This window comes from Hydrogenivirga caldilitoris, assembly GCF_003664005.1.
GTDB classification, from domain to species: Bacteria; Aquificota; Aquificia; order Aquificales; family Aquificaceae; genus Hydrogenivirga; species Hydrogenivirga caldilitoris.
The window spans coordinates 761113-787817 of sequence record NZ_RCCJ01000001.1; the positions used below are offsets into that span (position 1 = coordinate 761113).

The 26705-nt window shown below is 45.9% G+C and carries 26 protein-coding genes; 12 read left to right on the forward strand and 14 right to left on the reverse strand.

The annotated features are described in order from the left end of the window. The first annotated feature begins 71 nt into the window (after positions 1–71). The gene (lpdA, locus tag BCF55_RS04125; RefSeq protein WP_121010397.1) at positions 72–1466 is read left to right on the forward strand and encodes a dihydrolipoyl dehydrogenase; all 1395 of its coding nucleotides are present in this window, start codon (positions 72–74) and stop codon (positions 1464–1466) included. Here lpdA and BCF55_RS04130 read toward each other — a convergent pair. Both BCF55_RS04130 and moeB read right to left on the reverse strand, forming a co-directional pair. Continuing rightward, positions 1456–1806: a response regulator gene (locus tag BCF55_RS04130; protein WP_121010400.1), complete on the reverse strand. Its 351-nt coding sequence runs from the start codon at positions 1804–1806 to the stop codon at positions 1456–1458. The genes lpdA and BCF55_RS04130 overlap by 11 nt on opposite strands. A gap of 4 nt (positions 1807–1810) precedes the next feature. Beyond that, positions 1811–2626 (reverse strand): molybdopterin-synthase adenylyltransferase MoeB, encoded by an 816-nt coding sequence (moeB, locus tag BCF55_RS04135; protein ID WP_121010403.1) that lies wholly within the window; start codon positions 2624–2626, stop codon positions 1811–1813. Between the two features lie 63 nt (positions 2627–2689). On the opposite strand from moeB, the gene hemC reads away from it, so the two are divergent. The 5 genes from hemC to BCF55_RS04160 are packed head-to-tail and all read left to right on the forward strand — an operon-like array spanning position 2690 to position 7990. Further along, positions 2690–3601, forward strand: coding sequence for a hydroxymethylbilane synthase (hemC, locus tag BCF55_RS04140; RefSeq protein ID WP_121010406.1), 912 nt, complete (start codon positions 2690–2692; stop codon positions 3599–3601). 3 nt (positions 3602–3604) lie between these two features. Next, positions 3605–5266 carry an ATP-binding protein gene (locus tag BCF55_RS04145; protein WP_121010409.1) on the forward strand — a complete coding sequence of 554 codons (1662 nt, stop codon included), beginning with the start codon at positions 3605–3607 and terminating at the stop codon, positions 5264–5266. Next, positions 5238–6506, forward strand: coding sequence for an N-acetylmuramoyl-L-alanine amidase (locus BCF55_RS04150; RefSeq protein ID WP_121010412.1), 1269 nt, complete (start codon positions 5238–5240; stop codon positions 6504–6506). Before BCF55_RS04145 ends, BCF55_RS04150 begins: the two co-directional genes overlap by 29 nt. Positions 6507–6527: 21 nt before the next feature. Beyond that, positions 6528–7490, forward strand: coding sequence for a hypothetical protein (locus tag BCF55_RS04155; RefSeq protein ID WP_121010415.1), 963 nt, complete (start codon positions 6528–6530; stop codon positions 7488–7490). Then, on the forward strand, positions 7487–7990 hold the full coding sequence (locus BCF55_RS04160; RefSeq protein WP_121010417.1) for a shikimate kinase: 504 nt from the start codon (positions 7487–7489) through the stop codon (positions 7988–7990). The genes BCF55_RS04155 and BCF55_RS04160 overlap by 4 nt, the downstream gene beginning before the upstream one ends. Here the strand turns inward: BCF55_RS04160 and BCF55_RS04165 are convergent. From BCF55_RS04165 to BCF55_RS04175, 3 genes are read right to left on the reverse strand one after another with little or no spacing between them, the layout of a single operon-like run. Continuing rightward, entirely contained in the window at positions 7977–11225 is a 3249-nt protein-coding gene (locus BCF55_RS04165; protein ID WP_121010420.1) for an efflux RND transporter permease subunit, read from the reverse strand. The genes BCF55_RS04160 and BCF55_RS04165 overlap by 14 nt on opposite strands. A gap of 4 nt (positions 11226–11229) precedes the next feature. Then, complete coding sequence (locus tag BCF55_RS04170) at positions 11230–12351, reverse strand: efflux RND transporter periplasmic adaptor subunit (RefSeq protein WP_121010423.1); 1122 nt, start codon at positions 12349–12351, stop codon at positions 11230–11232. Then, positions 12348–13658 carry a TolC family protein gene (locus tag BCF55_RS04175; protein WP_121010426.1) on the reverse strand — a complete coding sequence of 437 codons (1311 nt, stop codon included), beginning with the start codon at positions 13656–13658 and terminating at the stop codon, positions 12348–12350. The genes BCF55_RS04170 and BCF55_RS04175 overlap by 4 nt, the downstream gene beginning before the upstream one ends. Positions 13659–13753: 95 nt before the next feature. Here BCF55_RS04175 and BCF55_RS04180 point away from each other — a divergent pair, with 95 nt between their 5' ends. Then, positions 13754–14563 (forward strand): ATP-binding protein, encoded by an 810-nt coding sequence (locus BCF55_RS04180; protein WP_245960394.1) that lies wholly within the window; start codon positions 13754–13756, stop codon positions 14561–14563. On the opposite strand, the gene BCF55_RS04185 is transcribed toward BCF55_RS04180, so the two are convergent. After that, on the reverse strand, positions 14547–15413 hold the full coding sequence (locus BCF55_RS04185) for a ferritin-like domain-containing protein (RefSeq protein WP_121010432.1): 867 nt from the start codon (positions 15411–15413) through the stop codon (positions 14547–14549). The two genes, BCF55_RS04180 and BCF55_RS04185, sit on opposite strands and share 17 nt — an antisense overlap. Before the next feature lie 69 nt (positions 15414–15482). Here BCF55_RS04185 and BCF55_RS04190 point away from each other — a divergent pair, with 69 nt between their 5' ends. From BCF55_RS04190 to BCF55_RS04205, 4 genes are read left to right on the forward strand one after another with little or no spacing between them, the layout of a single operon-like run. After that, positions 15483–15809, forward strand: a complete 327-nt coding sequence (locus tag BCF55_RS04190; protein ID WP_121010435.1) for a hypothetical protein — start codon at positions 15483–15485, stop codon at positions 15807–15809. Position 15810: 1 nt separating this feature from the next. Further along, the gene (locus BCF55_RS04195) at positions 15811–16251 is read left to right on the forward strand and encodes a ribonuclease H-like YkuK family protein (RefSeq protein WP_121010437.1); all 441 of its coding nucleotides are present in this window, start codon (positions 15811–15813) and stop codon (positions 16249–16251) included. Between the two features lie 29 nt (positions 16252–16280). Continuing rightward, complete coding sequence (locus tag BCF55_RS04200) at positions 16281–16940, forward strand: septal ring lytic transglycosylase RlpA family protein (protein WP_121010439.1); 660 nt, start codon at positions 16281–16283, stop codon at positions 16938–16940. A gap of 50 nt (positions 16941–16990) precedes the next feature. After that, complete coding sequence (locus BCF55_RS04205; RefSeq protein WP_121010442.1) at positions 16991–18199, forward strand: class I SAM-dependent methyltransferase; 1209 nt, start codon at positions 16991–16993, stop codon at positions 18197–18199. Here BCF55_RS04205 and BCF55_RS04210 read toward each other — a convergent pair. From BCF55_RS04210 to BCF55_RS04230, 5 genes are read right to left on the reverse strand one after another with little or no spacing between them, the layout of a single operon-like run. Further along, positions 18173–18943, reverse strand: coding sequence for an ABC transporter ATP-binding protein (locus tag BCF55_RS04210; RefSeq protein ID WP_121010445.1), 771 nt, complete (start codon positions 18941–18943; stop codon positions 18173–18175). The genes BCF55_RS04205 and BCF55_RS04210 overlap by 27 nt on opposite strands. Beyond that, on the reverse strand, positions 18940–19572 hold the full coding sequence (locus tag BCF55_RS04215) for an MBL fold metallo-hydrolase (RefSeq protein ID WP_121013141.1): 633 nt from the start codon (positions 19570–19572) through the stop codon (positions 18940–18942). Before BCF55_RS04215 ends, BCF55_RS04210 begins: the two co-directional genes overlap by 4 nt. A gap of 21 nt (positions 19573–19593) precedes the next feature. After that, positions 19594–21864: an endonuclease MutS2 gene (locus tag BCF55_RS04220; RefSeq protein WP_121010448.1), complete on the reverse strand. Its 2271-nt coding sequence runs from the start codon at positions 21862–21864 to the stop codon at positions 19594–19596. Further along, complete coding sequence (gene dapB, locus BCF55_RS04225) at positions 21861–22658, reverse strand: 4-hydroxy-tetrahydrodipicolinate reductase (RefSeq protein WP_121010451.1); 798 nt, start codon at positions 22656–22658, stop codon at positions 21861–21863. The genes BCF55_RS04220 and dapB overlap by 4 nt, the downstream gene beginning before the upstream one ends. Beyond that, positions 22655–22900: a hypothetical protein gene (locus tag BCF55_RS04230; protein WP_121010454.1), complete on the reverse strand. Its 246-nt coding sequence runs from the start codon at positions 22898–22900 to the stop codon at positions 22655–22657. Before BCF55_RS04230 ends, dapB begins: the two co-directional genes overlap by 4 nt. A 41-nt stretch (positions 22901–22941) precedes the next feature. Here BCF55_RS04230 and BCF55_RS04235 point away from each other — a divergent pair, with 41 nt between their 5' ends. Further along, on the forward strand, positions 22942–23589 hold the full coding sequence (locus BCF55_RS04235; RefSeq protein WP_121010457.1) for a lysophospholipid acyltransferase family protein: 648 nt from the start codon (positions 22942–22944) through the stop codon (positions 23587–23589). Here BCF55_RS04235 and BCF55_RS04240 read toward each other — a convergent pair. Genes BCF55_RS04240 through guaB form a run of 3 tightly spaced genes read right to left on the reverse strand, consistent with a single transcriptional unit; the run spans position 23528 to position 26692 of the window. Next, a complete protein-coding gene (locus tag BCF55_RS04240; protein WP_121010460.1) occupies positions 23528–24718 on the reverse strand; it encodes a cation:proton antiporter in 1191 nt (396 codons plus the stop codon). The genes BCF55_RS04235 and BCF55_RS04240 overlap by 62 nt on opposite strands. Before the next feature lie 3 nt (positions 24719–24721). Next, positions 24722–25213, reverse strand: a complete 492-nt coding sequence (locus BCF55_RS04245) for a cation:proton antiporter regulatory subunit (protein WP_121010463.1) — start codon at positions 25211–25213, stop codon at positions 24722–24724. Between the two features lie 6 nt (positions 25214–25219). Then, positions 25220–26692 carry an IMP dehydrogenase gene (gene guaB, locus BCF55_RS04250; protein ID WP_121010466.1) on the reverse strand — a complete coding sequence of 491 codons (1473 nt, stop codon included), beginning with the start codon at positions 26690–26692 and terminating at the stop codon, positions 25220–25222. Positions 26693–26705: the final 13 nt, after the last annotated feature.

The window sequence follows — 26705 nt, forward strand, 5'->3', positions numbered from 1 at the left end:
CAGACCCGGATAGGGAGGCATGAAGAAAATAGGTTTATCATAATATTCTTAAATCCTCAGGAGGTTTAGTAATGGAAGTTGACCTCGTGATAATAGGTGCGGGAAGCGGCGGATATGAAGCTGGGATATACGCGTACAGAAGAGGTATGAGGACGGTTCTCGTTGAGCTTTCACCCGATTCGGTTGGTGGAAACTGTCTTAACAGAGGTTGCATACCCTCCAAGTACATGAGGCATGGGGCTTACCTCCTTGAGAAGTTTGAAAAGATGGATAGGTGGGGCATACTCCCAAAGGGATATGACCTTGACTACAGGAAGTTGATGGAAGGAAGGGATGATGTGGTCGTTACGATAAGAGAAAGCTTTAAGAAGTTTGCTGCTCAGATAAATCTCCCTATCCTCTATGGAAGAGGTGTGATAAAGGACCCAAACACTGTCTTTGTTGAGGGAGCTGAAGAAACCATAAAGACAAAGTTCATACTGGTGGCAACCGGCTCAAGACCTGTGGGTGTTGGCAACCTTATTCCTGATGGCAGGTATGTTGTTGACACCGATCAGATATGGGACATAGACTTTATACCGAAGAGGCTTCTGATCGTTGGCGGTGGAGCTGTAGGTGTTGAATTTGCCTTTATCTTCAACAGATACGGGTCTAAGGTGACTCTTGTTGAGCTTCAAAGGAGACTGCTACCATCGGATGACATACCTGAGGACTCAGGCAGGTACCTCGGTAGGAAACTAAAACAGCTTGGCGTTGAGGTAAAGACTAAGACCACCCTTGAGAGTTGGGAGAAGACCAACAGCGGTGTAAGGGCAAAACTCTCCGATGGGAGTGAGCTGGAGGCTGACTTCATATTACTTGCCGTTGGGAGGAGTCCAAATACCTCAGGGTTTGGTCTTGAAGAACTGGGTATTGAGATGGACTCAAAAGGCTTTGTTAGGGTAAACGAGTTCTCTCAAACTAACGTCCCAAACGTGTACGCCTGTGGAGACATAACTTCCCCTCTTATGCTTGCCCATAAAGCTATGTACGAAGGTAAGATAGCTGTAAATCACATGCTTGGTGGAAGAGACTGGAAGAGAGAGGACAGAATAATACCTAAAATTATATACTCTGCCTTTGAAGTAGCAAGCGTTGGCCTCACCGAGGAACAGGCTGAGGATGAAGACCGTGAAGTAGTTGTAGGTGTCACATCCTTTGTCCCCAACCCAAAGGCTATGGATGACGGTGAAAATGAGGGTTTTGTGAGGATAGTAGCCGATGAAGATACGGGAGAGATACTGGGATGTCACATAGTTGGTCCTCACGCTGGTGAGCTGATACACCAGATAGTACATATGATGAGAGACCACAAAGATGTAGAGTTTGCATCAAAGAGCATGTATTCTCATCCGTCCCTATCGGAAGCTATAGGTCAGAGTGCATCGGAGATACATTACGGACCTATTACCTGGGTTAAGAGGTAAGCTTAGCAACCAGCTCAGCAGCCGAGTTGACTATTACACTGTTGGGTACAACTATATCGGCTCCCAGCTCCTGTGCCTTTGATTGAAGAGGGAGGTTCATGTGTCCACAGTAGGTTATGACTTTAACCTCTGGGTTTTCCTTTTTGAGGTTTTCTAAGAGCTCCAAGCCTCCAAAGCCTTCAAGGTTTATCACGGCTACGCTTATATCCGGATTTTCTTGAAGTATCTCTTTAGCCTTTGTCCACCTGCTTGCTGAGAACACCTCCCAACCCTGGGATTTTAAGAGAGAGCTCACCTTTGAGGAGGTTATAAGGTTAGAATCCGATAGAAGCACCTTCATGGATTTAGAACCTTGCCTCACAGGTGTGGTCATACTCAATAAGCTCTTTGATGGTAGGGTTCTCTCCACAGAGGGGACATCCGGGGTCTTTCCTTAGTTTTACCTTCCTGAAGTCCATGGACAGTGCGTCCATTATCAACAGCTTTCCAACAAGAGGTTCTCCGATACCAAGAAGAATTTTTATAGCTTCCGTTGCCTGTATGCACCCCATTATCCCACCTATTGACCCGAGGATACCAGCCTCCTGACAGGAGGGAACCATTCCGGGAGGTGGAGGCTCAGGAAAGAGACATCTGTAACAGGGGGAGCTTTCCTTATCCCTGAAGTCAAAAACCGAGCACTGCCCTTCAAACCTGAGCATGGCTGCCGATACAAGCGGCTTTCCTGCGAAGTAGCAGGCATCATTTATAAGAAATCTTGTGGGGAAGTTGTCTGTCCCGTCAAGAACGACGTCATAGTCCTTTATCAGGTCCATAATGTTTTCTTTGTTTACCATCTGGTTGTAAGTTATAACTTTGACGTCCGGGTTCAGAAGCTCAAGGGTCTTTCTGGCAGATTCAACCTTGGGAACTCCAACCCTTTCGGTGGTGTGGAGTATCTGCCTCTGAAGGTTGGAGAAATCCACTACGTCGTAGTCAACTATGCCTATAGTCCCCACACCCGCAGCAGCGAGGTAGAAGAGCGCAGGAGAGCCAAGACCTCCAGCTCCTATCACGAGAACCTTTGACTTGAGGAGCTTCTCCTGACCTTTTCCTCCTACTTCGGGGAGGATTATGTGCCTTGCGTACCTCTTTATCTGCTCTTCCGTGAACTGAAACATGCTTAATATGATACAAACTTTTCTCAGGTTAGCAACACGAGAAAGGTCATAATAAATAAGACCATGAAGCTCAGAATAGGAACGAGAAAGAGTAAGCTGGCTCTCTGGCAGGCAAACTTTGTAAAGGACTTCCTTGAAAGGAAGTGGGGTGTTCAGGTTGATTTGGTAAAGATAACAACTACCGGAGATAAGATTCTTGACTCGCCACTTGCAAAGATAGGAGGTAAGGGGCTCTTTGTAAAGGAGATAGAGCAAGCGCTTATGGAGGGCAAGATAGACCTTGCGGTTCACTCCCTTAAAGACGTTCCGATGGTCATCCCGGAAGGTCTCACTCTTGGGGCTGTGACTGAGAGGGAAAACCCTTACGATGTGCTCCTGTCAAGAAACAGGGAGAGGCTATCGGAACTACCAGAGGGTGCAAAGGTTGGAACATCCTCTTTGAGAAGACAGGTTCAGATAAAGAGACTCAGGAGAGACCTCAGGGTAGAGGTCTTGAGGGGAAACGTGGACACAAGGGTAAGAAAGCTGAAAGAGGGTCAGTATGAAGCCATAGTTCTTGCCTACGCTGCTGTGAAGAGGATGGGTTACGAGGAAGAGATAGCGGAGGTTCTTGACTACTTCATACCTGCAGTCGGACAGGGTAGTCTCGCCATAGAGATAAGGAAAGGTGACGATGAGACTTACAGACTCATAGAGCCACTGAACCACAAAGAGAGCTATATAAGAGCTGAGTGTGAAAGAGCCTTCTTGAGGAAGCTTGAAGGTGGATGTCAGGTACCTATAGGTGCCTTTGCCGTAGTAGAGGGTAACACTGTCTCAATAAGGGGTTTCATTTCGGACCTTGAAGGACTTAAATTTATTGAAGGTGAAGAGAGAGGAAGTTGTGAAGAGGCAAGGGAGGTCGGAGAAAGGCTTGCCAAGAACCTTTTGGACAGGGGTGGCAAGGAGATACTTGAGGAAATTTACGGAGGTTAGGTTATGAAGCCGGTCGGTATAGTGCTTGGAACAAAACCCTCTAACCCTCTTGAGTTCTGGGTTGGAGTTGAGAGTGGTAACTACTTACAGCTTGACGACGTGGTTATGGTTCGTTCAAGGATAGATGGAAGTTCTCAGGAGATAAGGTTTTACGGTCTCGTTCACGAAGTCCAGAAGTTCCTGGAGGGTGTTGAGCTGGTTTACGATGCTCAGCTTGTAAACAGCGGTATAGTCCCTGCAAACATAGCCTATATGGCGAGGATAATGGTAACCAGGATAGAACCGGAGATATTCATACCGCCTACACCGGGGGACCCTGCTTTTAGGGCTCAGGGCATAGACCTTGAGAAAGCCCTTTACTACGACAACATGAAAAACAAGATACCGGTGGGTTTATCAAGGAGCGGAGATGTGGTCTATCTGAACTACGATTTCCTCAATGGAAGGGAGGGTGCCCACGTTTCTATATCTGGCATGTCTGGAGTTGCTACAAAAACCTCCTATGCTCTGTTTCTCATGTACTCAATATTTCAGAAGGCTGACGATAGAAGCAGAATTCACGGGCTTATATTTAACGTTAAAGGGAAAGACCTCCTCTGGATAGATAAGAGAAATAAAAGGTTTGAGGGTAAGTTTGCCCAAGACTTCAAAAAGATGGGGCTTGAACCAAAACCATTCCAGAACGTTGGTTTCTTCGCTCCTCCTGAGGTTCCGGGAAGTGATATTCCAGCGACCAAGGACAGGCTTGAGGGTATAAATACTTACTGCTGGAGTATGAAAGAGTTTGCTCAGGAGGGTTTGCTCAGGTTTCTCTTTGCAGAGGGGGATGAAGGAACTTCATCCCTTCACTACGTTATAGACAGGGTTTCTGAAAAACTTCAGCAGCTTGCCAAGAACAGCCCTCCGGACATACTTATAGACGAAAACGGTAGGGAGATAGAAAGTCTTGATAAACTGAGAGAGATACTTCAGGAAGTTATAGAGGACAAGGAAAGTAAAACAGACACGGACAGATACAGGGAGTGGTTCGGTACCGCTGCCACCGCCACCGCCTATGCTTTTCTCAGGAGGTTTCACCACGCTGCCTCTCATTGCAGAACCCTTATATATGGGCACGAGTCAAAGCCAATAAAGTGGGATAGGACCAGATTGACGGTGGTTGACATATCCGACCTCCATGGTATAGCCAAGATGTTCGTGGTGGGTTCAATATTAAAGAAGGTATTCAAGGAAAAGGAAGAGAGCGGAAACCCTTACCCTAAAATCTTTGTTGTTCTTGACGAACTAAATAAGTACGCCCCGAAGGACAGATGGAGTCCTATTAAGGACATCCTCCTTGATATAGCGGAAAGGGGCAGGAGCTTGGGAGTGATACTGATAGGAGCACAGCAAACTGCGAGCGAGGTGGAGAAGAGAATAGTTGCAAACGCAGCTATTAAGGTAACAGGTAGGCTTGATAGCTCTGAGGTGCTCAGCAAGGAGTATGAGTTCCTTACAGGTAACTTCAGGCAAAGGGCTATCATGCTCAAGAAGGGTAGCATGATCCTTTACCAACCGGACATACCAAACCCCGTGATGATAAACTTCCCCCTTGGACCGTGGGCTACTAAGAAGGAGGAGGTAGAGGAGGAAGTTCATGTTCCAGAGGAGTTTGATAGGTTTTAGTGTTTTCTTGCTGTTGGTAATCTTTGCTTTTGGTGAGATCAGGGAAAGCACCTACGGCATATACGATGGTAAGATACGTATAGTATTCAGTCTCACGGAAGGTCGGGACTTCAAGGTGTTTACCCTGAATGACCCTCAAAGGATAGTCGTTGATGTGTACGGAGAATACAGAGTAGGACGACTACAATTGCCGGTGGATGTAAAGTACAAGGTTGGAAAACACCCGTGGGGCACGAGGATAGTCCTTTACTACAACAGGAACTTCTCCTTGAAGTATTTTTATCTTAGAGACCCTTACAGGATTGTACTTGACATATACAGAGAGAGTAACGAACTGTATGCGGAGATACTCCAGATAATAGGGGAGGATGGTAGGAAGGTAACAGAACCAAAGGTCGTTGTGGTTGAAGAAAATAAACCTCCGCAGGTGAAAAATGAACGAAAGGTAGCCGAAGAGAAAGTTAAGGAGGACCCGATAGCTTCCCTTATTGAGAAAGCCAGGTTTCAGCCTGTCATATATGAAGATAAGGTGATAGTTGTGGACGCAGGACACGGAGGCAAAGATCCAGGTGCCATAGGATATGGAGGGCTGAGAGAAAAGTGGGTAAACCTGGCAATAGCCAAGAAGGTAGCCCAGTTCCTGCAAGAGGATGAGAGGTTCAAGGTTATCCTTACCCGGGACGGCGATTACTTTATACCCCTTCACAAAAGAGCTGAAATAGCCCTGAAGAACAAGGCAGACCTATTTATCAGCATCCACTCTGACGCAGCCCCTCACAAGAATCCCAGAGCAAAGGGTACACAGGTATTTGCTCTCTCCTACCAGAGAGCTGCTGAGAAGAAGGAACAGATATTAAGCAGCAGACGCTATGCAAAACTTGTTCTGGGAGACGCTGCCGATATCCGCTCCGGGGTCGTCAAAAAGGTTCTTGCAGACCTTGCCATTGACGTTACCCTTACGGAGAGTGTTTACTTTGCAAGGCTTCTTTCTAACGAGCTGAAGAACGTAATAGGTGAAGATGTTTACTTTAAAGGTATAAATAGAGCTGGTTTTGCAGTGTTAAAGACTCCAGGCATACCCTCTGTGCTGGTTGAAACAGGCTTCATAACCAATCCATCAGAAGCCAACAAGCTCAAGGACCCCGAGTTTCAAAGGAAGGTTGCCTGGTCTATATACAGGGCTATAGTTCGCTACTTCTATGGAGAGGACTTCGGTCAAAAACTTGTAAAATATGAGTAACTGAGGTTGGGAGGTAGCACAGTGTTTCTGATAACTTTGCTCCTCAGTATAGGTATGCTCTATGCGCAGCCGATATTTGACACCCTTGGAGAGGTAAAGAGGTTTCCCTTTATAACCTATGAAGAGGTTTGGAGCGGCACACCCGCCGAAACGAAGGAGGCTGCAATTCCTAACGTAATCGTGACTTACGGGAATGGAGAGGACAAGGAGATTGTGTCCGCAGCTGCGAACATAGCTTACTATCTGGGACAGTGGACAGACGATATGGGGCTTACTCCTCGCTCTGTCAGAAAGGGAGATTTGCCTTCAATAGCGATGCCTTTGTCAGAGGCTCTAAAAACCGATAAACCTCTGATACTGTTGGGTACTAAGAATACAGTTGTTAGGAGTTTGGGATTGACCTTCACCAGACCCACCCTGAAGGTTGTGAAGTGGAAGGGAAGACAGGTCCTCGTGGTTGGAGGAAAAAACAGCTCTCAGGTAGTTTACGCGGCGAATTTCCTAGCCCATAGGGTTGTTGGTTTTAAAGCAGGTGCCTACAAAACCTTCTTCAGCTTTGTAAGGTTGAGGGGGTTGATAGAACAGGACAACTATATTGCGGCTTTACATCTTATAAAAGACCCAGCCGGACTCTCTGCTTGCGGGAAGAACATGTCCCTTGCTGCTCCTCAGATTATCAAGTTTCCTCCACGGGTTAAGGAAGTTGTAACAAAGAGAAACAAAATTATGTACGTTGAGCTCGCAAAGGCACTTGAAAGGAAAGATAAGGAGAGAGCTGTAAAGCTCTGGAAAGAAGCGATGTTCACCTGCTACCAGTGCCATCAGGGTCTGGGTATAGATAGGCTCAGGAAGTTCAATCCTAATCCTGATATACACTCTAAACACCAAAGGATAGCCGCCCAGTACGGTCTTGTTAAGAAGCTTAACGGAGAATACACCTGCACGGCTTGCCATAGCGGAAGAACAGAGATAAGAGGATATTGAGGTACGATAAGGTATTCCTAATTGGTTTTATGTGCAGTGGAAAGTCAACCGTTGGAAAGATTCTCGCCCAAAGGCTTTGCTGGAAATTCGTTGACATAGACGAGGAGATAGAGAAAAGGGAAGGTCTTAGCATACCTGAGATTTTCAGCAGGAGGGGAGAGCCCTACTTCAGAGAACTTGAGCTTGAAGTGCTTAAGGAACTTTTAGATGAGGAAAAGGTTGTTGTATCCACTGGTGGTGGGCTTGGAGCTAATACTGAAGCAGTTGAGCTTATGAAGAGAAAAGGGTTCGTAGTCTGGTTGAAGGTCTCCTTTGAGGAATTTATAAAGAGGTGTGGAACAGGGGAAGGCAGACCCCTTCTTCAGAGGGGGAAGGAGGAGCTCAGGAGATTACTTGAGAGCCGAAATAAAGTTTACTCCATGGCACACCTTCATTTGGAGTCTAAGGAACCCCAGGAGGCTGCCGAGGAGATAATGAAAGCTCTCCTCAGTCAGCCGTAAGGTCTCTCTTTATAGTTTCCGGAGTTGGGCATGACTCTGGGGGAAGCCCTTTAGTTTTTGAAGCGTAATACATAAGAGGTATAAGCACAAGGGTTAACGTAGTTGAGCCAAGTGTTCCGAATATAAGTGATATAGCAAGCCCGTTGAATATAGGGTCAAAGAGTATGACAAAGGCGCCAATGACAACAGCCACCGCGGTAAGCAGTATGGGGCGAGTCCTTATGACGCCGGCTTCCACGACGGCAACATGGACAGGAAGCCCCTCTCTCATCCTTTCCTCTGCAAAGTCAACTAGGAGTATGGAATTCCTAACTATTATCCCAGCGAGAGCTATAAAACCTATCATTGACGTTGCCGTGAAGAATACTCCTCCAAGAATATGATCCATAAGCCAGTGACCGGGTACTATACCGACGAGCGTTAGGGGAATAGGAGCCATTATTATCCCTGGAGCCTTGAAGCTTTTAAACCACCCTAAGATCAGGACATACATAACAAACAGGGCGACACCAAAGGCTAAACCAAGGTCTCTGAAAACCTCAAGGGTTATATGCATTTCCCCGTCCCACTTTACATAGACCTTATCCTCTATGAGAGGAAGAGACATCCAGAGTTCTCCTATGTTCTGATAAGGGGTCTGTATTCCAAGTATCTTATCTCTAACATCTAAGATTCCGTAGAAAGGAGCTTCCTCCCTTCCTGCCACATCACCTATTACGTAAATAACCCTCCTGAGATTTTTGTGATATATGGTTTCTGGTATGGAAACCTCTTCAAGCTCAACGAGTTCCCCAAGAGGGACCTTTCTCCCTTGGGAGTTAACCAGTTTAAAGTTTTTGAGTATCTCCGGGACTCTGTATCTCTCTTCCAGTCTAAGTCTGATAGGTACGTGTTCCGTATCCGTGTTCTGGAGCACCCCTACCTGCATACCTCCTATGAGAGCCTGCATGGTAAGAACTATCTCCTCTTTGGAAAAACCGCTGAGTTTAGCTTTATCCTCCTTGACCCTGAAGTTGAGCATAGGAGCCGGCTCTTCAAGGTATATACCCTCATCGGTAATCTTCTCTGAGTTCCTGAAAGCCTCTAGAACTTTAAGGGCAGTTTCTTTCTGAATATTTCTCTCGGGGGCATACACCTCCGCAACTATCGGTGAGAGAACAGGAGGTCCGGGAGGGACTTCAACAACGGCAACATACTTGGCACCGTGCCTCTTCGCTATCTGGTGAACATGGGGTCTGATGAGTTTCGCAAACTCGTGAGACTGCTCTTTTCTATCGTGCTTACCTATCAGGTTTACCTGTATCTCAGCGAAATTGGAAGCCTGCCTTAAATAGTAGTGTCTCACCAAACCGTTGAAGTTAAAGGGAGCAGCTGTCCCAACGTATATCTGATAGTCGGTTACTATGTTTTGCCTTGATATATAGTTGCCTATCTCTTTAGCCACCCGTAATGTCTCTTCAAGGGTGGTTCCCTCCGGCATGTCAATAACTACCTCAAGCTCAGACTTGTTATCGTAAGGGAGCATCTTCACAACGACCGCCTTTGTGTAAAAGAGAAAGAGAGAAGCCCCCAGCAGGACCATAACGAAACTATAGAAGGCATATCTCTTCGCTTTGCTACTCAACAGGGGAATCATAAGAGTGCAGTAGAGTTTCCAGAAGAGGGTTTCCCTGATGTTTACCTCTTCATGGGTCCTTTCCTTCTTAAGGAACTTGTAAGAAGCCCACGGGGTAATTATGAAGGCAACCAGAAGGGAGAAGAACATCGCCACGGAGGCGTTTATCGGTATGGGACGCATATAAGGACCCATTAAACCTGTTACAAAAGCCATAGGCATTAGAGCAGCTATAACTGTGAAGGTGGCGAGCACGGTTGGGTTGCCTACCTCATCGGTAGCGTGAACTATAGCATCTCTGGGAGGAAGTTTCTGCATTTCAAACCAGCGATGTATGTTTTCCACTACAACTATGGCATCGTCAACGAGTATCCCTATGGCGAATATAAGGGCAAAGAGGGTAACCCTGTTGAGGGTGAAACCGTACATCTCACTCAGGAAGAGGGCTATTGCGAGGGTTACAGGCACAGCTATCCCTACGACAAAAGCTTCTCTGACACCAAGGGTTACCGCTATCAAGAGTATCACCGAGAAGGTTGCTATCAGTAGGTGTTCCAGAAGCTCGTTAGCTTTTTCCTTTGCAGTCTCTCCATAGTTTCTGGTAACGGTTATGTTCAGGTCCTTAGGGAGTATCTTCCCCTTTGCATGTTCTACAAGCTGGAGGACCTCCTCGGCAACGTTAACAGCGTTGGTGCCCTTCCTCTTGGATACGGCTACAGTGACCGCAGGGAAAAGGCTGTCAGATTTTGCTTCTATCCCCTTATGATGGTATGAAGGTCCGAGACCCATAAACACGTAATCTTTTATCTCCGACGGACCGTCTATAACCCTTGCCACGTCCTTAAGGTAAACAACCTTGCCTTTTTGAACGCTGACAACAAGATTCTCCACATCCTCTTTGGATTTAAAGAAGTTTCCAACCTTAATCAGATACTCCCTGTTACCCTTGTTAACTTTGCCGCTTATAGCCTGGGCATTGGCTGACCTGAGTAGCTGAGCTATATACAGCGGAGATACACTGTAAGCTTCCAGTCTTTGAGGGTCAAGCTCTATCCTTATCTCTCTTGGAAGACCTCCTACCAGGAAGACGTCCGCAACGTTATCTATCTTCTTCAGCTCATTCTGGAGAGTGGCTGCAAACCTCCTTAAGGAGTACCAGTCATACTTTTCACCCCACAGGGTTAGGGTGACCACAGGAACGTCATCTATGGACATGGGCTTTATCAAAGGTGGAAGTATCACACCTGGCGGAGCAAGGTCCATAGCTGACATCATCTTGGAATTAAGGTCCACAAGAGCCTTAACCGGGTCTGTACCCACATAGAAGCGGGCTGTGACTATAGCCATATCGTTTGCTGAAGCTGAGTATATGTACTCTATGTCCTTGAGTTCCCAGAGTTTCTTTTCAAGAGGTATCACAACCCTGCTTTCAACCTCTTCAGGCGTTGCACCAGGGTAGGAGATGTAGATATCTATCATGGGAACTATAATCTGAGGCTCTTCTTCCTTTGGGGTTGTCACAACAGCAAACAAACCTAAAGCAAGGGATATCAGTATTAATATGGGTGTAAGCTTTGAATCTATGAAGTAGTGGGCTAACCTCCCAGCCAGTCCGTACATCCTCTTAACCTCCTACCCTGCAACCATCACAAGCTCTGTCAACACCATCAACGACTATCTTCTCTTCACCTTCAAGACCTGAAAGGACTTCAACCATACCGTTTATAGTCCTACCTAAGCGTACGTACCTTAGTTCAAGGGTGTTGTCAGGTTTCACAACCCAAATTCCTGTAAAATCCCACCTCCTGTATATGGCTTTTGCCGGCACAAGTATAGTTTTTCCTATGGGTTCCTCCACATAGACCTTTGCAAAGAACCCGCTCCTTACATCCTTATCTTCCAGAAGGGCTTTCACTTTGAAAGTCCTGTTAACCGGGTCAACGGAAGGTTCAACCTCCACAACTCTTGCTGAAGTTTCACGGTTCAGGCTCTCCACATAAACCCTCAGACTTGCTCCAACCTTTACCCTGCCGTAAAGCCTCTCGGGCAGGTTGACTTCAACCTTATAGGGGGGTTTCTCAAGAACCAGCAGAGGGTATCCAGGTTTTGCTATATCCCCGTAATCAACCAGCTTTGAAGTAACGTAACCACTGAAGGGTGCCCTAACCTCTGCATAAGAAAGGTTAGAAGACACAGCCTTGAGATTCTGTCTGGCAAGCTCTATGCCAGCTCTCGCAGCTTCAAGTTTCGCCTGGACCGCCCTAAACTTCGCCTCTGTCATGTCAAACTCATGTTGGGTTATGGCGTTGGATTCAAGGAGTTTTTTATACCTCTGATAGGTCTTCTCCACAGCCTCATACTCAGCAAGAGCAGCATTGTAGTTCTTTTCAGCCTGTATAACCTGTTGGCGAGCCGCTTCAACCTGAGCTTTTGCATCCCTCGGATCTATCTTAAGGAGAAGCTGCCCTCTTCTAACGTAGTCTCCCTCTTTAACTCCTATATAGCTTACGTATCCCATCGTCCTCGTGGATACCTCTGCCCTATCAGAAGGTATAACTGTTGCTGCGAATGATACGTAGCTTTTCTCAAGAAGAGCAACCCTATCTATCTTTAAACCCTGTATAACTTTCTCCTTGCCTTCTATCTCCTGGGCTGATAGCCGAGGATGGAACACCCCTGCAAGCCACAGAATCGTAACTAAAACAGGGAGGACAAGAAAAAACATGTACTTCGCTACCCCTCTCATTTCAACACCTCCTTTATCATGCCGGCTTCAAGGAGAGCTTTCCCGTAACTTAGATTGCAACTGTAAAGAGCCTGTATGTAGTCAAACCTTGCATTTTCAAGCTGGGTCTGGGCATCAAGAAGGTCAACGACTCTTGCGAGACCGTTTTCATACCTGACAATTAGCACCCTTACCACCTCCTGAGCGGTTTCAAGTCTTTTCCTTGCAGATTCAAGACTGCTAAGGGCTGTCTCGTACTCCGAAAAAGCCTTTTCCACGGCAAAGACGATTGCCTTCTTTAAGAGTTCTCTTCTCTCCAGAAGGGCTCTCTCCCTGTCCTTAAAGCTCATAGCCCTCTGAAGAGGGGATAAGCCGGTATTGAAACTCCAGGATAAGCTCACCCCAAGCATGTAACCGCTGCCATCTGAACCAAAAGGAGTATCTCTGTCATACAGGCTATAAGAAGCGAAGGCTATCAGCTGGGGTAGGTTGTCGGATAAACTTGCCCTGTATTGTTCTCTGTAAACCCTAACGTAGTCCTCCATAGATCTGAGGTCTTCCCTTTTGTTGAGTGCCTGCTCTTTAAGCTCTTTCAAATCTATACTTGGACAGGCGTTGAGGGCTGGAACCTGATAATCCGTATAGGTTGTGTTCGCAATAAGCTCTATGGCTTTGAGAGCCAATTTGTAGTTATTCTGGGCTTCCTTGAGTTTTTCTTCAGATTTTTTTAAGGAGAGCTCCGCTCTTAAGACGTCTGATAGGAGAGCCATGCCTACTTCATGCAACCTTTCAGCTAACTTCAAATGTTCTTTTGCATCCTCAAGATTCTTTTCGGATACGTCCAGAGCTGACTTCGCCAAGGAAGCCTGGAGATAGGTTTCGTAGGCTTTAAATAGGACTTCTTCTTCCTTTCGTAGGTAGCTTTTCTCTTCAGCTTTCTTTCTATAAAGGGACGCGTTCTTAATGGCTCTTACCTTACCTCCCAGCCACAGAGGAACTTCCAAACTTAGCTTTGTTTCAAAGTTATTTACAGGTCTTGGGTTGTTTAGAGTTGATGGTGTGAAGTCAGCAGGGGTAACCCTTTCCTGGTTAAGCTTGGTGAAGAGAACATAAGAAGCTACATCGGTACGTGTGAAAACCTCCTCCAGTTTAATACTGGGAAATAAAGCACCCTTTGCCGACAGGTACTCTCTCTCATAAGCTGAAAGTTCGTGTTTAAGTGCCTTTATCTCCAAGTTGTTCTTGAGCGTATCCTCCAGAACCCTGTAAAGGGTTAACTCCTGGGCAAAGGTTAAGGTCATGAGTATGAGAAGGAGTATTAAACCCATCGCATCCCTCCGAATTAGAATATAAGAATATTCTAATAATCTTATAAAGTCAAGTCCGAATTCTCACAGTCATGTAGGGATTATAATTTATAGCGATGTTACCGATGGAAGAACTACTGAAAGCTCTTTACAAGCCCATAAGGGCTGAAGATTATACCGATGATTTCTTTGAAAGGTACCTTGCCTTCAGACTTAAGGGTTCCCAGATAGAGCCTGTGAAGAACCCCTCAATGCCGGACCCGGATAAACTCTTACACATTGACCGCCAGAAGGAAATCCTCTTAAGGAATACAGAGCAGTTTGTCAGGGGCTTACCGGCTAATGACGTTCTTATCTGGGGAGAGAGGGGAACGGGGAAGTCCTCCCTAGTTAAGTCCCTCCTGAAGGTGTTCGGCTCGCAAGGTCTTAGAATAGTTCAAGTTTACAAGTGGGAGATATTTTCCCTGACAGAGCTTTATGAGGTATTGAGAGACAGAAAGCAGAGGTTTATTCTCTTCTTTGACGACCTCTCCTTTGAACCTGGAGAAGAAGGTTTTAAGTTACTCAAGTCCCTTCTTGAGGGGGATATAGAAGAGAGACCGGAAAATGTACTCGTGTATGCAACGTCTAACAGGAGACACCTTATACCGGACTTGGAGCTGGAGGAAAAGTTTCCCTCTGAAAGTTTGCAGGAGAGGATATCCCTCATAGATAGGTTTGGTATAAGGTTGGGGTTCTTTGCTTTTGACAAAGAGATGTACCTTGATATAGTTCATGCTTACGCCAAAGAGCGTGGACTGGTGATACCTGAGGAGAGACTTGAAAGAGAGGCACTCCTCTGGGCTACTGAGAGGGGAGGTTTTTCAGGCAGAATAGCCTATCAATTCATAAAGGACCTTGAAGGCAGGCTTAAGCTTTCTTCTTGAGGTCTCCCACTGTTAGCTTTCTGAGCCTCCTCATAAAATCAAGAAGTCTTTGTTTGTGATATTCCTCCTGACCCTCTATCCACTCCAGGAGTTTCCTCACGGAAGGGTCAGAAACATCCTCAGCCAGCTTAGTGTATTCATTTTTAGAGTGCTCCTCGTACACTATGTGTTCTTCAACACCCTTTATCTTCCCAAACTCGGGAAGACTCAGGTCCGGCACTCCACCCATCTTACTGAGCTTCTCTCCCAACTCTCCCATATGCACCATGCTCTCTATGGCAAGGTCAAGCATTATGTCTTTGTATTCACAGCTCTTGGAATGGAAGAAGTTGTAAAGGTACTCAAGAATAATTCTGTACTCCTCCTTTAAGAGTTTATTCAGGAGCTGAAGGGTTTTCTGATCGGCCTCTTTCTTCTCCTCCTCGCTGAAATCCCTCCTTTTAACCTCCTCAAGAAGCTCCGAAAATTCATGCTTATGCTGGCTCTCATCGTGTATGACCCTTTCAAGGAGTTTCTTGACGGAATCATCTGTAACCAGTTCAAGCTGTTTTGTATAGGTATCAATCGCCAGTTGTTCTGCGTTTACATCGTTCTCAAGCATACTAACCCAGTCCGGACCTCCTACCTTTATCTCTTCCTCAATCCTCTTGAGTTCAACTTCGCCCCCAAGCTGGACAACTTTTTGCGCAAACCATTTCATATGCCTCATCTCCTGACGGGCTATCTTCTCTATTTCCTCCGTGACTTCAGCGTCCTGTATAAGGAATATGTGGTACAGGTACTGAACTATAGCTGAGTGCTCCAAGGCAATATTGTGAAGGAGTATGCCTATAAGCTCTAATTTTTTCATGCCCACCTCCTACTATGAGTATAGCAAAGACCCCTTCCCCTGAAGGGAACGGAGTCCTATAATTTAAGTATGCTTATCTCAGAGCTTTCCAAAAAGCAAAGGGATTTTTTAAAGGGTGTATTTGAACTGTCCGAGCTTCCAGAAGAAGCAGAGCTAAGAGAATTTCTGAGAGAGAAAGGGTGCGAGCTGTATGAGTGTATGGAATGCGGTAGCCTTATATTTCATGACAACTACGAGTTTTGGAACCTTTCCGAGTGCTGTGACGACAACTCAAAACTCACCCAAAAGGGTCTGCTATGTGAAGTTTGCTACGCAAAGAGTCCCGAAAACATGAAATACTGGGTAGCCTTCAGACCCAGCTGGTACAAGGATGTAGATTTTAACCCAAACGGTTGATATGCCTCTCATAAAAAACATAGAGGAGGTAAGGGAGTTTATCAAAAACTCCTCAGACAACAGCGCTATATACGTTGGATGTGATTCAAGGCAGTTCAGAAGTAAAACCATATTCGTCACCGTAGTGGTAGTTCATATAAACTCCAACCACGGAGCAAAGATATTCTGGCAGGTTGATAAGGTAGACAGGATAAACTCTATAAGGCAAAGGCTGATGGAGGAGGTTAACAGGGCTGTTTATACAGCCCTTATGATCGCTGATGTGGTTGGAGAGCGTCCTTTTGAAGTTCACCTGGATATAAACCCCAGCCCTGACCATCGCTCCAGCGTAATAGTGAAAGAAGCTGTCGGATACGTCCTTGCGCAGGGGCTGAAGCCAGTTCTAAAGCCTGACGCCATAGCAGCTTCAACCGTGGCGGACTTTTTCACTGGAAAATTTTGAGCCTCTAAACCGATAATAGGTATAAACTGATGAGGTTTTCTGCCCTTTTGCTCAGTTTTATCTTTCTGGTAGTTGCCTGTGCGCCACCTACAGGTAGGATAAAGTACGAGTACGAAGACCTTGTCGCCGAGTGTCCTGAGGAAAGCGTTATGCTCGTTAATTATTGCCCTACGAATTACGCTTATTCGGACAGGATACAACACCTAAGCAGGGTAAGAGTTACCAGTCTTGAAACAGGAAAGGGTTTAACAATAGCAGTTAGAAAAAACAGGAGCGTAAAGGGACTATGCATACCAAAGAAGTACAAACACTTTATGAGCAGAAACGATCAGTTCAGAGCAAGGGTAGAAGTCCTAAGATGCGGAGAAAACAATGTGAGGATGTGTCCCAAGTATATAAGGGGTTACGCCTCCTGGTACGGCCCCAAGTTCCATGGAAAGAAAACCGCGGCGGGTACAAGTTTCAATATGCACGATTACGTTGCTGCTCATAGGACCCTTCCTCTTGGTACGTTGCTCCTCGTGAAGAACTTAAAAAACGGGCGAACCGTAAAGGTTAAAGTCCTTGACAGAGGTCCCTTCGTTAGAGGGAGGCACCTTGATCTATCCAAAGCGGCAGCAGAGAAATTAGGTATGTTTAACGACGGTGTAATCCCCTTTGTTGCAGAAGTGCTGAGATGTGGGGGTTGAAATACTGAAAAAAAGCCAAATAAATATTAAGAGGAGGAGGTTAGGGAGCCATGAAGGGGAGACTCCTTGAAAAAATATTAAAGGACATCAATCACTTCAGTGACGAGGGTATAGGTGTACGCTTGCCAGACGGTAAGAACGTACCTGAAGGCAACGTCACTCACAGGGTTGTGTTTAAAAGCTGGAAAGCCCTTGACAGGGTCCTGAAAGACCCGGAAATGGGGTTTGGTGAGGGTTACATGAGGGGTGAGATAGAGATTGAGGGGGACCTGGAGAAGGTTCTTGTTGCCGGGAATAGGTATATAAACAACTTGGAGGGAAATAGGGGTTTTTCAGTATTGTTCTTCAAGGTTGTTAATACCCTGAGCTTTATAAACAAGCTCAAGGAGAAAGAGAATATAAAAAGACACTATGACCTGGGGAACGATTTTTACAAACTCTGGCTTGACGAATCTATGACCTATTCCTGTGCCTTTTTCAGCTCTCCAAACATGAGTCTTGAGGAGGCTCAAAGGGAAAAGAGGAAGATAATTTATGAAAAACTTCAGCTTGAAGAGGGAGACAGACTCCTTGATATTGGTTGCGGTTGGGGTTCTATAATTTTAGAGAGTGCTGAGAATTACGGGGTCAGGAGTGTTGGAATTACCCTTTCAGAAAATCAGTACGAGTATGTAAAGGGGGAGATAAAGAGGAGAGGGCTTGAAGATAGGGTTGAGGTTTACCTTATGCACTACGCTGACCTTCCAGAGCTGGAAAGAAAGTTTAATAAGGTTGTTTCAGTGGGAATGTTTGAGCATGTAGGGAGGGAGCATTACAAAGCCTTTTTTAACACCGTTAACAGGGTTATGGATGAGGGAGGTCTTTTCCTTCTCCACACCATAGGCAAGGTTCATCCCAGTACCCAGAGCAGGTGGATAAGGAAGTATATATTCCCTGGTGGTTATCTGCCGGGTATACCTGAAGTTCTCTGCGCCTTTGAGGGGCTCAATTTCTGTCTTATAGACATAGATGACTGGAGAATACACTACTACATGACTTTAAGGGAATGGAGAAAGCGCTTCTGGGACAGGGTGGAAGAGGTTAAAGGTATGTACGGTGAGGAGTTTGTAAGGATGTGGGACCTGTATCTCGTTGCTTCTGCCGTTTCCTTCTACGTCGGAAGTAATCATCTCTTTCAGTTCCTTCTGTCTAAGGGGGTGAAGAACGACTATCCTGTCATGAGGAGAGTTTTTTTAGAGACCCCTGCCTTGCTTAGTTAAGCAGTCCTTCATATCACCTATGAACTCTTGAATAAAGGGGTCTGGTGAGTTGAGGACCTCCTCCGGTTCACCTATAGCGACAGTTTCCCCTTTTTTAAGGACCAAGACCCTGTCCGATATGGTAAAGGCGGATATCATATCGTGGGTTACAACTATCGCTGTTGTGCCGGTTCTTTCTCTGAGCTGGAGTATCAGCTTGTCTATAACCCTGCTCGTTATAGGGTCAAGACCAGACGTGGGCTCGTCATAAATTATGAGCTTAGGATCGGTGGCTATAGCTCTGGCTATTGATACCCTCTTTCTCATACCGCCTGAAAGCTCAGAGGGCATAAGGTCTAACACGTCCTCGTCCAGGTCCACAAGCCTGAGCTTCTCAAGTGCTATATCCCTTACCTCCCGCCTGCTCATATTCGTGTGTTCTAAGAAATAGAAGCCCACGTTTTCCCATACCTTAAGACTGTCAAACAGAGCTCCTTCCTGGAAAACGTAGCCTATATTCTTCCTGAGCTCATCAAGCTCCTGAAGAGACAGTTTTGATACCTCCTTACCGAAAACCAGGACGCGTCCTGAAGTTGGTTTCCAAAGACCTATTATGTGCTTGGTTATAGAGGTCTTTCCGCTCCCGCTTCCTCCTATTATGGAGAATATCTCCCTTTCCGTTACCTCAAAGGATACATTCTTGAGTATCTTTCTGCCCTCTATATCCTTGTAAAGGCTCTCTACCTTAACTATAGTTCTGCTCATACCAGACCACCGTGCAGGTAGGGGTTGAACTTCCTCTCGTGTCCTATCGTTGTCTCTTCATAATGCCCGCATATTACTATGGTTTCATCAGGTAGTTCAGTAAATACTCTTTTTAAAGAAGCTTTCATCTCCTCTGGATTTCCGCCAGGGAGATCCGTCCTCCCTATACTTCCTTTAAATAGGAGGTCTCCCGCTATAAGTATGTTTTCGTCCTCTATATAAAAGCAACATAGTCCGGGTGTATGTCCGGGCGTATGAAGGACTCTCAACTTTAAATCCCCCACGCTTATCTCCATACCTTCTTCAAGGTACTCGTCAGGTGGTGGGCATGGCACCGCCCCTATATACCTGGAAAAGCCTTCCCATATCTCGTCTTCTATAAGGTAAAGGTCTTCTTTGTGAAGGTAGAAGGGGACGTTGAAATACTCCTTTACCGTTTTTACTTGACCCACATGGTCTATATGTCCATGGGTATTTAGCACACCGATAACTTCAAACTCTTTAGCTACCTCTATAATCTTCTGGGCGTCTGCGCCGGGGTCTATTACGATAGCCTTTCCTGTCCTATCATCCGCTACCACAGAGCAGTTAACCGCAAGAGGTCCTACAGGTATAACTTCAATCACCATACCCATGCTTGTTTAATGATACTACTGAACATTGAGATAGACCATAGTTACACCGGAACCCCCCTCTTTTGGGTAAGCTTCTCTGTAAAACCTCACCTTGTCCGATTTGGAAAGGAATTCGTGAACAACCTGTTTTAAGACCCCCTTTCCTATGCCGTGCACCACCCTAACACTTTTATGTCCCGCTGCGTAAGCCTCCTCTATGAACTTTTCAAGTTCCAAAAGAGCTGTATTTGCGTCCATACCTATAAGGTTTATCTCAGTCCTTGCCAATGTACCCTTAGGCACCTGAGGCTCCTTCTTACCAGGAGTTTTCTTGAGCTTGATGAGTGAGTCAATGTCAATCCAGATTCTCATACCCTCAAGGTTAACGTAAGCTTTCCCCTCCTTTATCTGGGAAACCCTTCCCTTCTTGCCCATAAACTCAACCATGTCCCCAACTTTTATCTCTTCCTTTTCTTCTCTGGGCATAAAGAGTTTTAACTGTTTCTCTTGCTCCCTGATAAAGTCCTCAAGCTCTTCCTTAGTTTTTGCCTTTTTGAGGACTTCCTGCCCTTCGTTTATCAGCTTTCTTAAATACTCCTTAGCCTCCTTATAAGCTTCCTTCCAGCCTCTCCTTTTAAATTCCATATACTCTCTGTATAGTTCTTCATACTTCTCCTTCTCCTTACTGAGTTCTTCCTTGAGATTTTCAAGTTCTTCCAGTTTCTCCTCGTATTCCCTCGTGTAATCGGAGAGCTTCTCCATTGCGCTCATGTATTCCCTGCCCTCCGCTTTAATGCTTGATTTTGCAATTTCTATGACTTCCTCGGGAATCCCGCATCTGCTTGCAACCTCAAAAGCCATGCTCTCCCCTATGGTGTTGTAGGCGATTTTGTATAGGGGCTTTAGGGTTTCTCTATCAAAGAGGACACTCCCTGGAACGAAGTAGTCAGAATTTACCGCGTAGACTTTTATAGGCGTGTGATGGGTATTGGCGAAAACCCAAGCTCCTCGCTTCTTCAGATACTCCAGTATTCCTATGCCTAAGGCTGAGCCCTCTACAGGGTCTGTTCCCGCTCCAAGTTCATCCAGGAGCACGAGGGTGTTTTCATCGCTGTTTGGTAGGAACTGGGCTATATTCGTCATATGGGATGAGAAAGTTGAAAGGTTCTGCTCTATGCTTTGCTCATCTCCGATATCTGCAAAAACCCTCTGAAAAACTCTCAGAATGCTCCCCTCTTGTACAGGGACCGGTATGGCGCTCTGAACCATAAGGGTAACTAAACCTAAGGTTTTTAAAGCTACCGTTTTGCCTCCGGTGTTGGGACCTGTAAGTATGAGCCCCTTCTTCTCTTTGATGACTATGTTCACCGGAACGGTATCTGGGTTTATCAGAGCAAGGATAGGATGTTTTACTTCTTTCAATTCAATATGTCCAGCTAACTGGGGAAACTTACCCCCGATGGCTTCCGCAAATTTCCTTTTTGCCTGAAGCAGGTCAATCTTCACGAGGGTTTCAAAGCTCTCTTCTATTTTGGGAGCGAAATCCCCTACGTAAGAGGTTATCCTTCTGAGTACCTTTATAGTTTCCTCCTCTTCCCTCGCTTTCAACTCTGTGAGCTTGTTGTTCAACTGAATTACAAACTGGGGTTCAACATAGGTTGTGTAACCGGAAGAGGAGGTGCCATGGATTATGCCAAATATCTTTTTAACCTGAGAGCTTTTCACAGGAACAACGTAACGGTTATTCCGGAGAGTTATTATCCTGTCAGTGAATACCTTGTCCGCATCTGGTCTCCTCAATAGGCTCTCAAGCCTGTCCATTATCTCCTTTTCCAGACCCCTTATGCTTTTTCTAAGGTTAAAGAGCTCCTCGCTTGCCTCATCTTTAACGAAACCCCTTCTGTCAATCGTAGACTCTATAAGGTTCTCCAGTGAGGAGAATAGGTGTAGCCTCCTTGAAAGTCTTCTCAACGGGACTTTGTTTTCCGCTTCGCTCCCTATAACCTTCCTAACTTCCTTTATGAGTTTCAAAGTGTTCTGGAGTTTTAGTAGTTCCTCAACACTGAGGGACGCCCCCTCAATTCTTGACCTCTTAAGAAGCTCCCTTATATCCTCAAAGTTATAGAGAGTCAGCCCATCAACTTGGGTGAAGCTGTTGAAAAGCTCTATCTCAGAATTGATCTCCTCCAGGGAAGTCATAGGACTTAAATTCTCTATCACCTCATTGGTTGCGGGAGAGTTGGTAAATTCCTTTAACTTCTCTTTAACTTTGTGGAACTCAAGCTTCTGTAAGTCCTGCTCTCTCATAGATTCAGTACATCAAACATGGTGTACATACCGGGTTTTTTACCCTTTATCCATTTTGCTGCTTCAAGAGCTCCCTTTGCAAAGGTGTCCCTGGAACTTGCCCTGTGGGTTAACTCTATCCTCTCTCCAAAACCAAGAAAGTAAACGGTATGGTCTCCAACAACATCGCCTCCCCTTACAGCAAAAACACCGAGCTCCCCCTCTTTCCTGGGTGATTCTCCTTCTCTTCCGTAAATGACCTCGTCCAGTCGTGCGCTTTCTTTGAGTATCTGTGCAAGTTTGACAGCCGTTCCGCTCGGTGCATCCTTCTTGAATCTGTGATGTATCTCTACAACCTCTACATCAAAGTTTTTGTCTTTTAAAACCCTTGCAGCAGTCTCAACGAGCTTGAACAGGAGATTTACCCCAAGGCTCATATTGGGGGAAAACAAAACTGGAGCGGTTTTGGATGCCTCCTCTATCTCGGATAGCTCCTGGGAGGTAAATCCTGTCGTGCCTATCACCACAGCTTTTCCGTCAAGGGTTGCAAGCTTGGTATGTCCTACCGCTGCTGTCGTATTACCCGAAAATTCTATCACCACGTCGCAGGAAGGTAAAAGCTCTTCCAGTCTGCTTGTAAGTGGGACACCCTTGAGCTCTGCTTGCCCGATTGCCTCTCCCAGGTCAATGGAGGGTATACAGTCAGGATGCTCAACTCCTCCAACCACTCTCACCTCTTGGTCCTGCAGGGAAAGCTCTATTATACGCCTTCCCATACGACCGAGAGCTCCACAAACAACTATCCTTGTGCTCATTCTTCCTCCCCGAATATCATACCCTCAAGCTCACTGACTGCTTCTTCAGCCTGGTCCGGAGGGACGACCGAGGGATACAGTGCAACCTTCACCCCTTCCTTGAAGAGGAACTTTGCCACCAGGTCCTGGAGCTTTTCCATCTCCTCAGGGGTTAAGTCATCCCTGATGCTCTCCTCAATAGGCCTGTTGGTTACAAAGAAACCCACCAAACTGAATGGAACTGCAACATACTGCTCTTCCATAGCTCACCTCACAACCAGTTTTTAGTAATAATATCATCTACATGCGTAAAAGAGTTAAGTTAATCAAATTCAAACTTATCCTTGCCCTTATGCCAGTGATAGTGCTGCTGACGAGGATTCTTGCAAGGACTATACGCTGGAAGAAGAGGTACGACTTTGATAAGGATAGGGGAACTATATATGCAATATGGCATGGACAGGCTCTTGCCCTTGCTATGTTCGGGATGGACAGAGGTATATACACCCTTGCAAGCAGGTTCAGGGATGGGGAGATAGCAACCGCGCTCTTGAAAGGTCTGGGTTTCAACGTGGTGAGGGGTTCAACTGAAGAAGGGAAAGTTGAAAAGGGGGGCAGGACAGGAACCCTCAAGCTTATAGATGCCCTAAAGAGAGGTAAAAATGTTGCTATAACCGTTGATGGTCCTAAAGGTCCTGCCTTCAAGGTGAAAAAAGGTGTTGTTTTCCTTGCTCAGAAAACCGGGGCGAAGATAATACCAGCCGTAGTCAAATTTGAGCGTGCCAAGATTCTGAACTCTTGGGACAGGTTTACGATTCCCTACCCTTTCACGAAGGGTGTGGTTGTCATCGGAATGCCAATAGAGGTTAAGGAAGGAGATGACCTTGAGCTTAAGAGGCTTGAGTTAGAAAAGGCTCTCTCTGGGCTTTCTTCTTCGGAGGTTTCTTTTTAGGTGGATAGAATATGTCCGCTACTCTTGGAGCAATCACAAACAGGAAGCTACCTATTAAAGCCGTTGCGAAGATAAAGGGTATAGATAAGATTTTGACAGAGGGTTCTAGAGAAGCTATCACAACAGAGAATTCACCTCGCGGGACAAAAGAGAGAGAAGTTCTGAGTCTGGTTTTCTTCTTCATTCCGTAAAGGTAAGCGGCAAGGTAAGTTGATATAACTTTAAGGACTATACCCAGGGCTATAAGCAGCAGGACAAACCTCAGGTCTTGAGGAAGTGAGAGAGAACTCTCATAGGCAAAGAAGAAGAAAAAGATACCTATGGATAGCTCCTTTAGAGCAGAGAGGTGGTGCTCAATGCTTTCCATCACTCTGGTCTCTGGAACAAGCACACCTAAAAGAAAAGCTCCCAAGGCTTCTGAAAGCCCAGCCTCCTTAAAGGAAACACCTATAACCATTATCAGACCAAGGAGGAAGAACACAAAGCTTTCCTCCTCGGATACTCTGTCAAGCCAGGGTTGAATCTTAGGCATGAGGAGCTTGTAAAACAGATAAAAAACCGTTAAAACCAGGACTATTTTAAAAAGACTTATGGGCAACGTTCCCGGGTCAACACTTCCAAACTCCACAACGGGAATAAGGACAGAGAGGAGTATTATCGCAACCAGGTCTTCAAATATGAGAATTCCAATGAGTAGTTCTGCCTCTGGAGAAGCCAACCTTTTAAAATCCATAAGTAGTTTTGCAACTATGGAGGTGCTGGAGGGGTAAAAGACCCCCGCTATCAGCAGTGAGAGTATCGGGTCAAAACCGAACATTAAGGAGAGGAGGAAGACGGGAAAGAAATTAAAAAGAAGGTCAACCACACCCGGCTTCCATATAGAGACCATGTTTCTGAGCCTTTCAAAGGAATATTCAAGACCTATGAAGAAGAACAGGAGTATTATGCCCGCCTCTTTAAAGAGCTCTATTAACCGTGTGCTTTCAGGGTGCACCCAGAACTTGGCTAAAAAGCCTACAAGTAGATAGGAGATTATCGGAGGTACCCTTACCTTCTTTAGGATATAGGCAGACAGAAACATTATTATGAAGAGTAGATTTATCTGTATGAAGGTTAGAGAATGCTCCATAGTTCAGGTGTAACACTCGCCGCAGTATTCAAGGAAGCTATTTATGTGCTGTCTTGTCCCCACAACTACAAGGGTGTCTCCAGGCTTTATAACGGTATCATATGGGTCTGGACTGACTATCATATCCTCTCCCCTTATTATTGCAACTATTGAGGCTTTTGTCTTCTTCCTTATCTGGGCTTCGGCTATAGTCTTATTCACAAGGTTTGAGCCTTCTCCCACCCTGACCCACTCCATGACCATCTCCTTCATTATGAGCTCCATCTTCTCCGGAGCTACGGGTTGATAGGTAGTGCCAGCGAGTAAAAAGCCCAAATCCTTAGCTTCATCCTCGGTAAGGGATATTACGCAGGTGGGCTCCTCTTCCTCCTGCTCTATTATGTAAAGCTCTCTTCTGCCGGTGTTGTGAATTATAAGGGTAAGTTCTCCACCGTCTTCAAGTTCAAGGGTGTACCTCTTCCCCACCCCCGGTAAGTCAGTTTCCCTAAACCTCATTGAACCTCACTCCACCCAGTAGTTTGGAGCTTCCCTTGTTATCTGAACGTCATGAACGTGAGACTCTCTGTATCCTGCCCATGTGATCCTGACAAACTTCGCCTTTTCTTGAAGCTCCTTAACGCTTCTGCACCCCGTGTAACCCATTCCGGACCTCAGCCCACCAACGAGCTGATATATAACATCGCTCAACTTCCCTTTGTAGGGAACCCTTCCTTCTATACCTTCCGGAACAAACTTCTCAAGCTTGTCCTGTCCGTATCTGTCTGAAGACAGCCTCGTTACCATTGCACCCAAAGAACCCATGCCCCTGTAAACCTTGTAGGCTCTTCCCTGATAGTATATGGTTTCACCAGGGGCTTCCTCAGTGCCTGCCAAGAGGTTTCCCAGCATAACCACATTTGCACCAGCCGCCAAAGCCTTAACGATGTCTCCGGAGTACCTGATACCTCCATCTGCTATTACAGGTATGTCCTCATCCTTTGCGACGCTGTAAGCTTCCATTATAGCTGTAATTTGGGGAACGCCCACACCTGCAACTACACGGGTTGTACATATGGAACCCGGTCCAACACCTATCTTAACTGCATCTGCCCCGGCTTCTATCAGTGCCTTTGTACCCTCTGCGGTTGCAACGTTTCCAGCAACAACCTGCAGGTCCGGAAATTGAGCTTTCACCTTCTTAACTGTATCAAGCACCCTCTTGGAGTGTCCGTGGGCTGTATCAACTACTATAAGGTCAACGCCGGCTTCCGCCAGAGCCGACACCCTATCAATAATATCCTCGCCCGTTCCAACGGCAGCACCGACACGGAGCCTTCCTATTTCGTCCTTGCATGCGTTCGGATATTTTTTCCTCTTGACTATGTCTTTTATGGTTATAAGTCCCTTTATCCTTCCTTCCCTGTCAACTATAGGGAGCTTTTCAACCTTAAATCTTTGAAGTATATCCGTAGCCTCCTCTAAGGTAATTCCCTCCTGAGCTGTAACCAGATTGTCCTTGGTCATGAAAAGGGATACCGGTTTATCGTAATCTGTGGCTTTTATAAACCTCAGGTCTCTGTTCGTCAATATACCAACAAGCTTGTTTTGTTCATCAACGACTGGAACACCAGATATCTTGTACCTTTCCATTATGTCAAGAGCCTCTCTCACCGTTGCCTCTGGTTTCACAGTGACTGGGTTAAGTATCATTCCGCTTTCAGATTTCTTGACCTTCTCCACCTCTCTCGCCTGTTCCTTTATAGGCATGTTTCTGTGGATAATACCCATACCTCCTTCACGGGCAAGGGCTATGGCAAGACGTGCCTCCGTAACGGTGTCCATAGCCGCAGAAACTATGGGTATGTTAAGTTTTATCTTCTTGGTTATGTATGTAGAAACATCTACCTCGTGAGGTAAGACTTCCGAGTAATCAGGAACCAGCAGTACATCATCAAAGGTCAAGCCTTCTTTTATTAGTTTTTCAACCTCTACCATATAAATATTATAC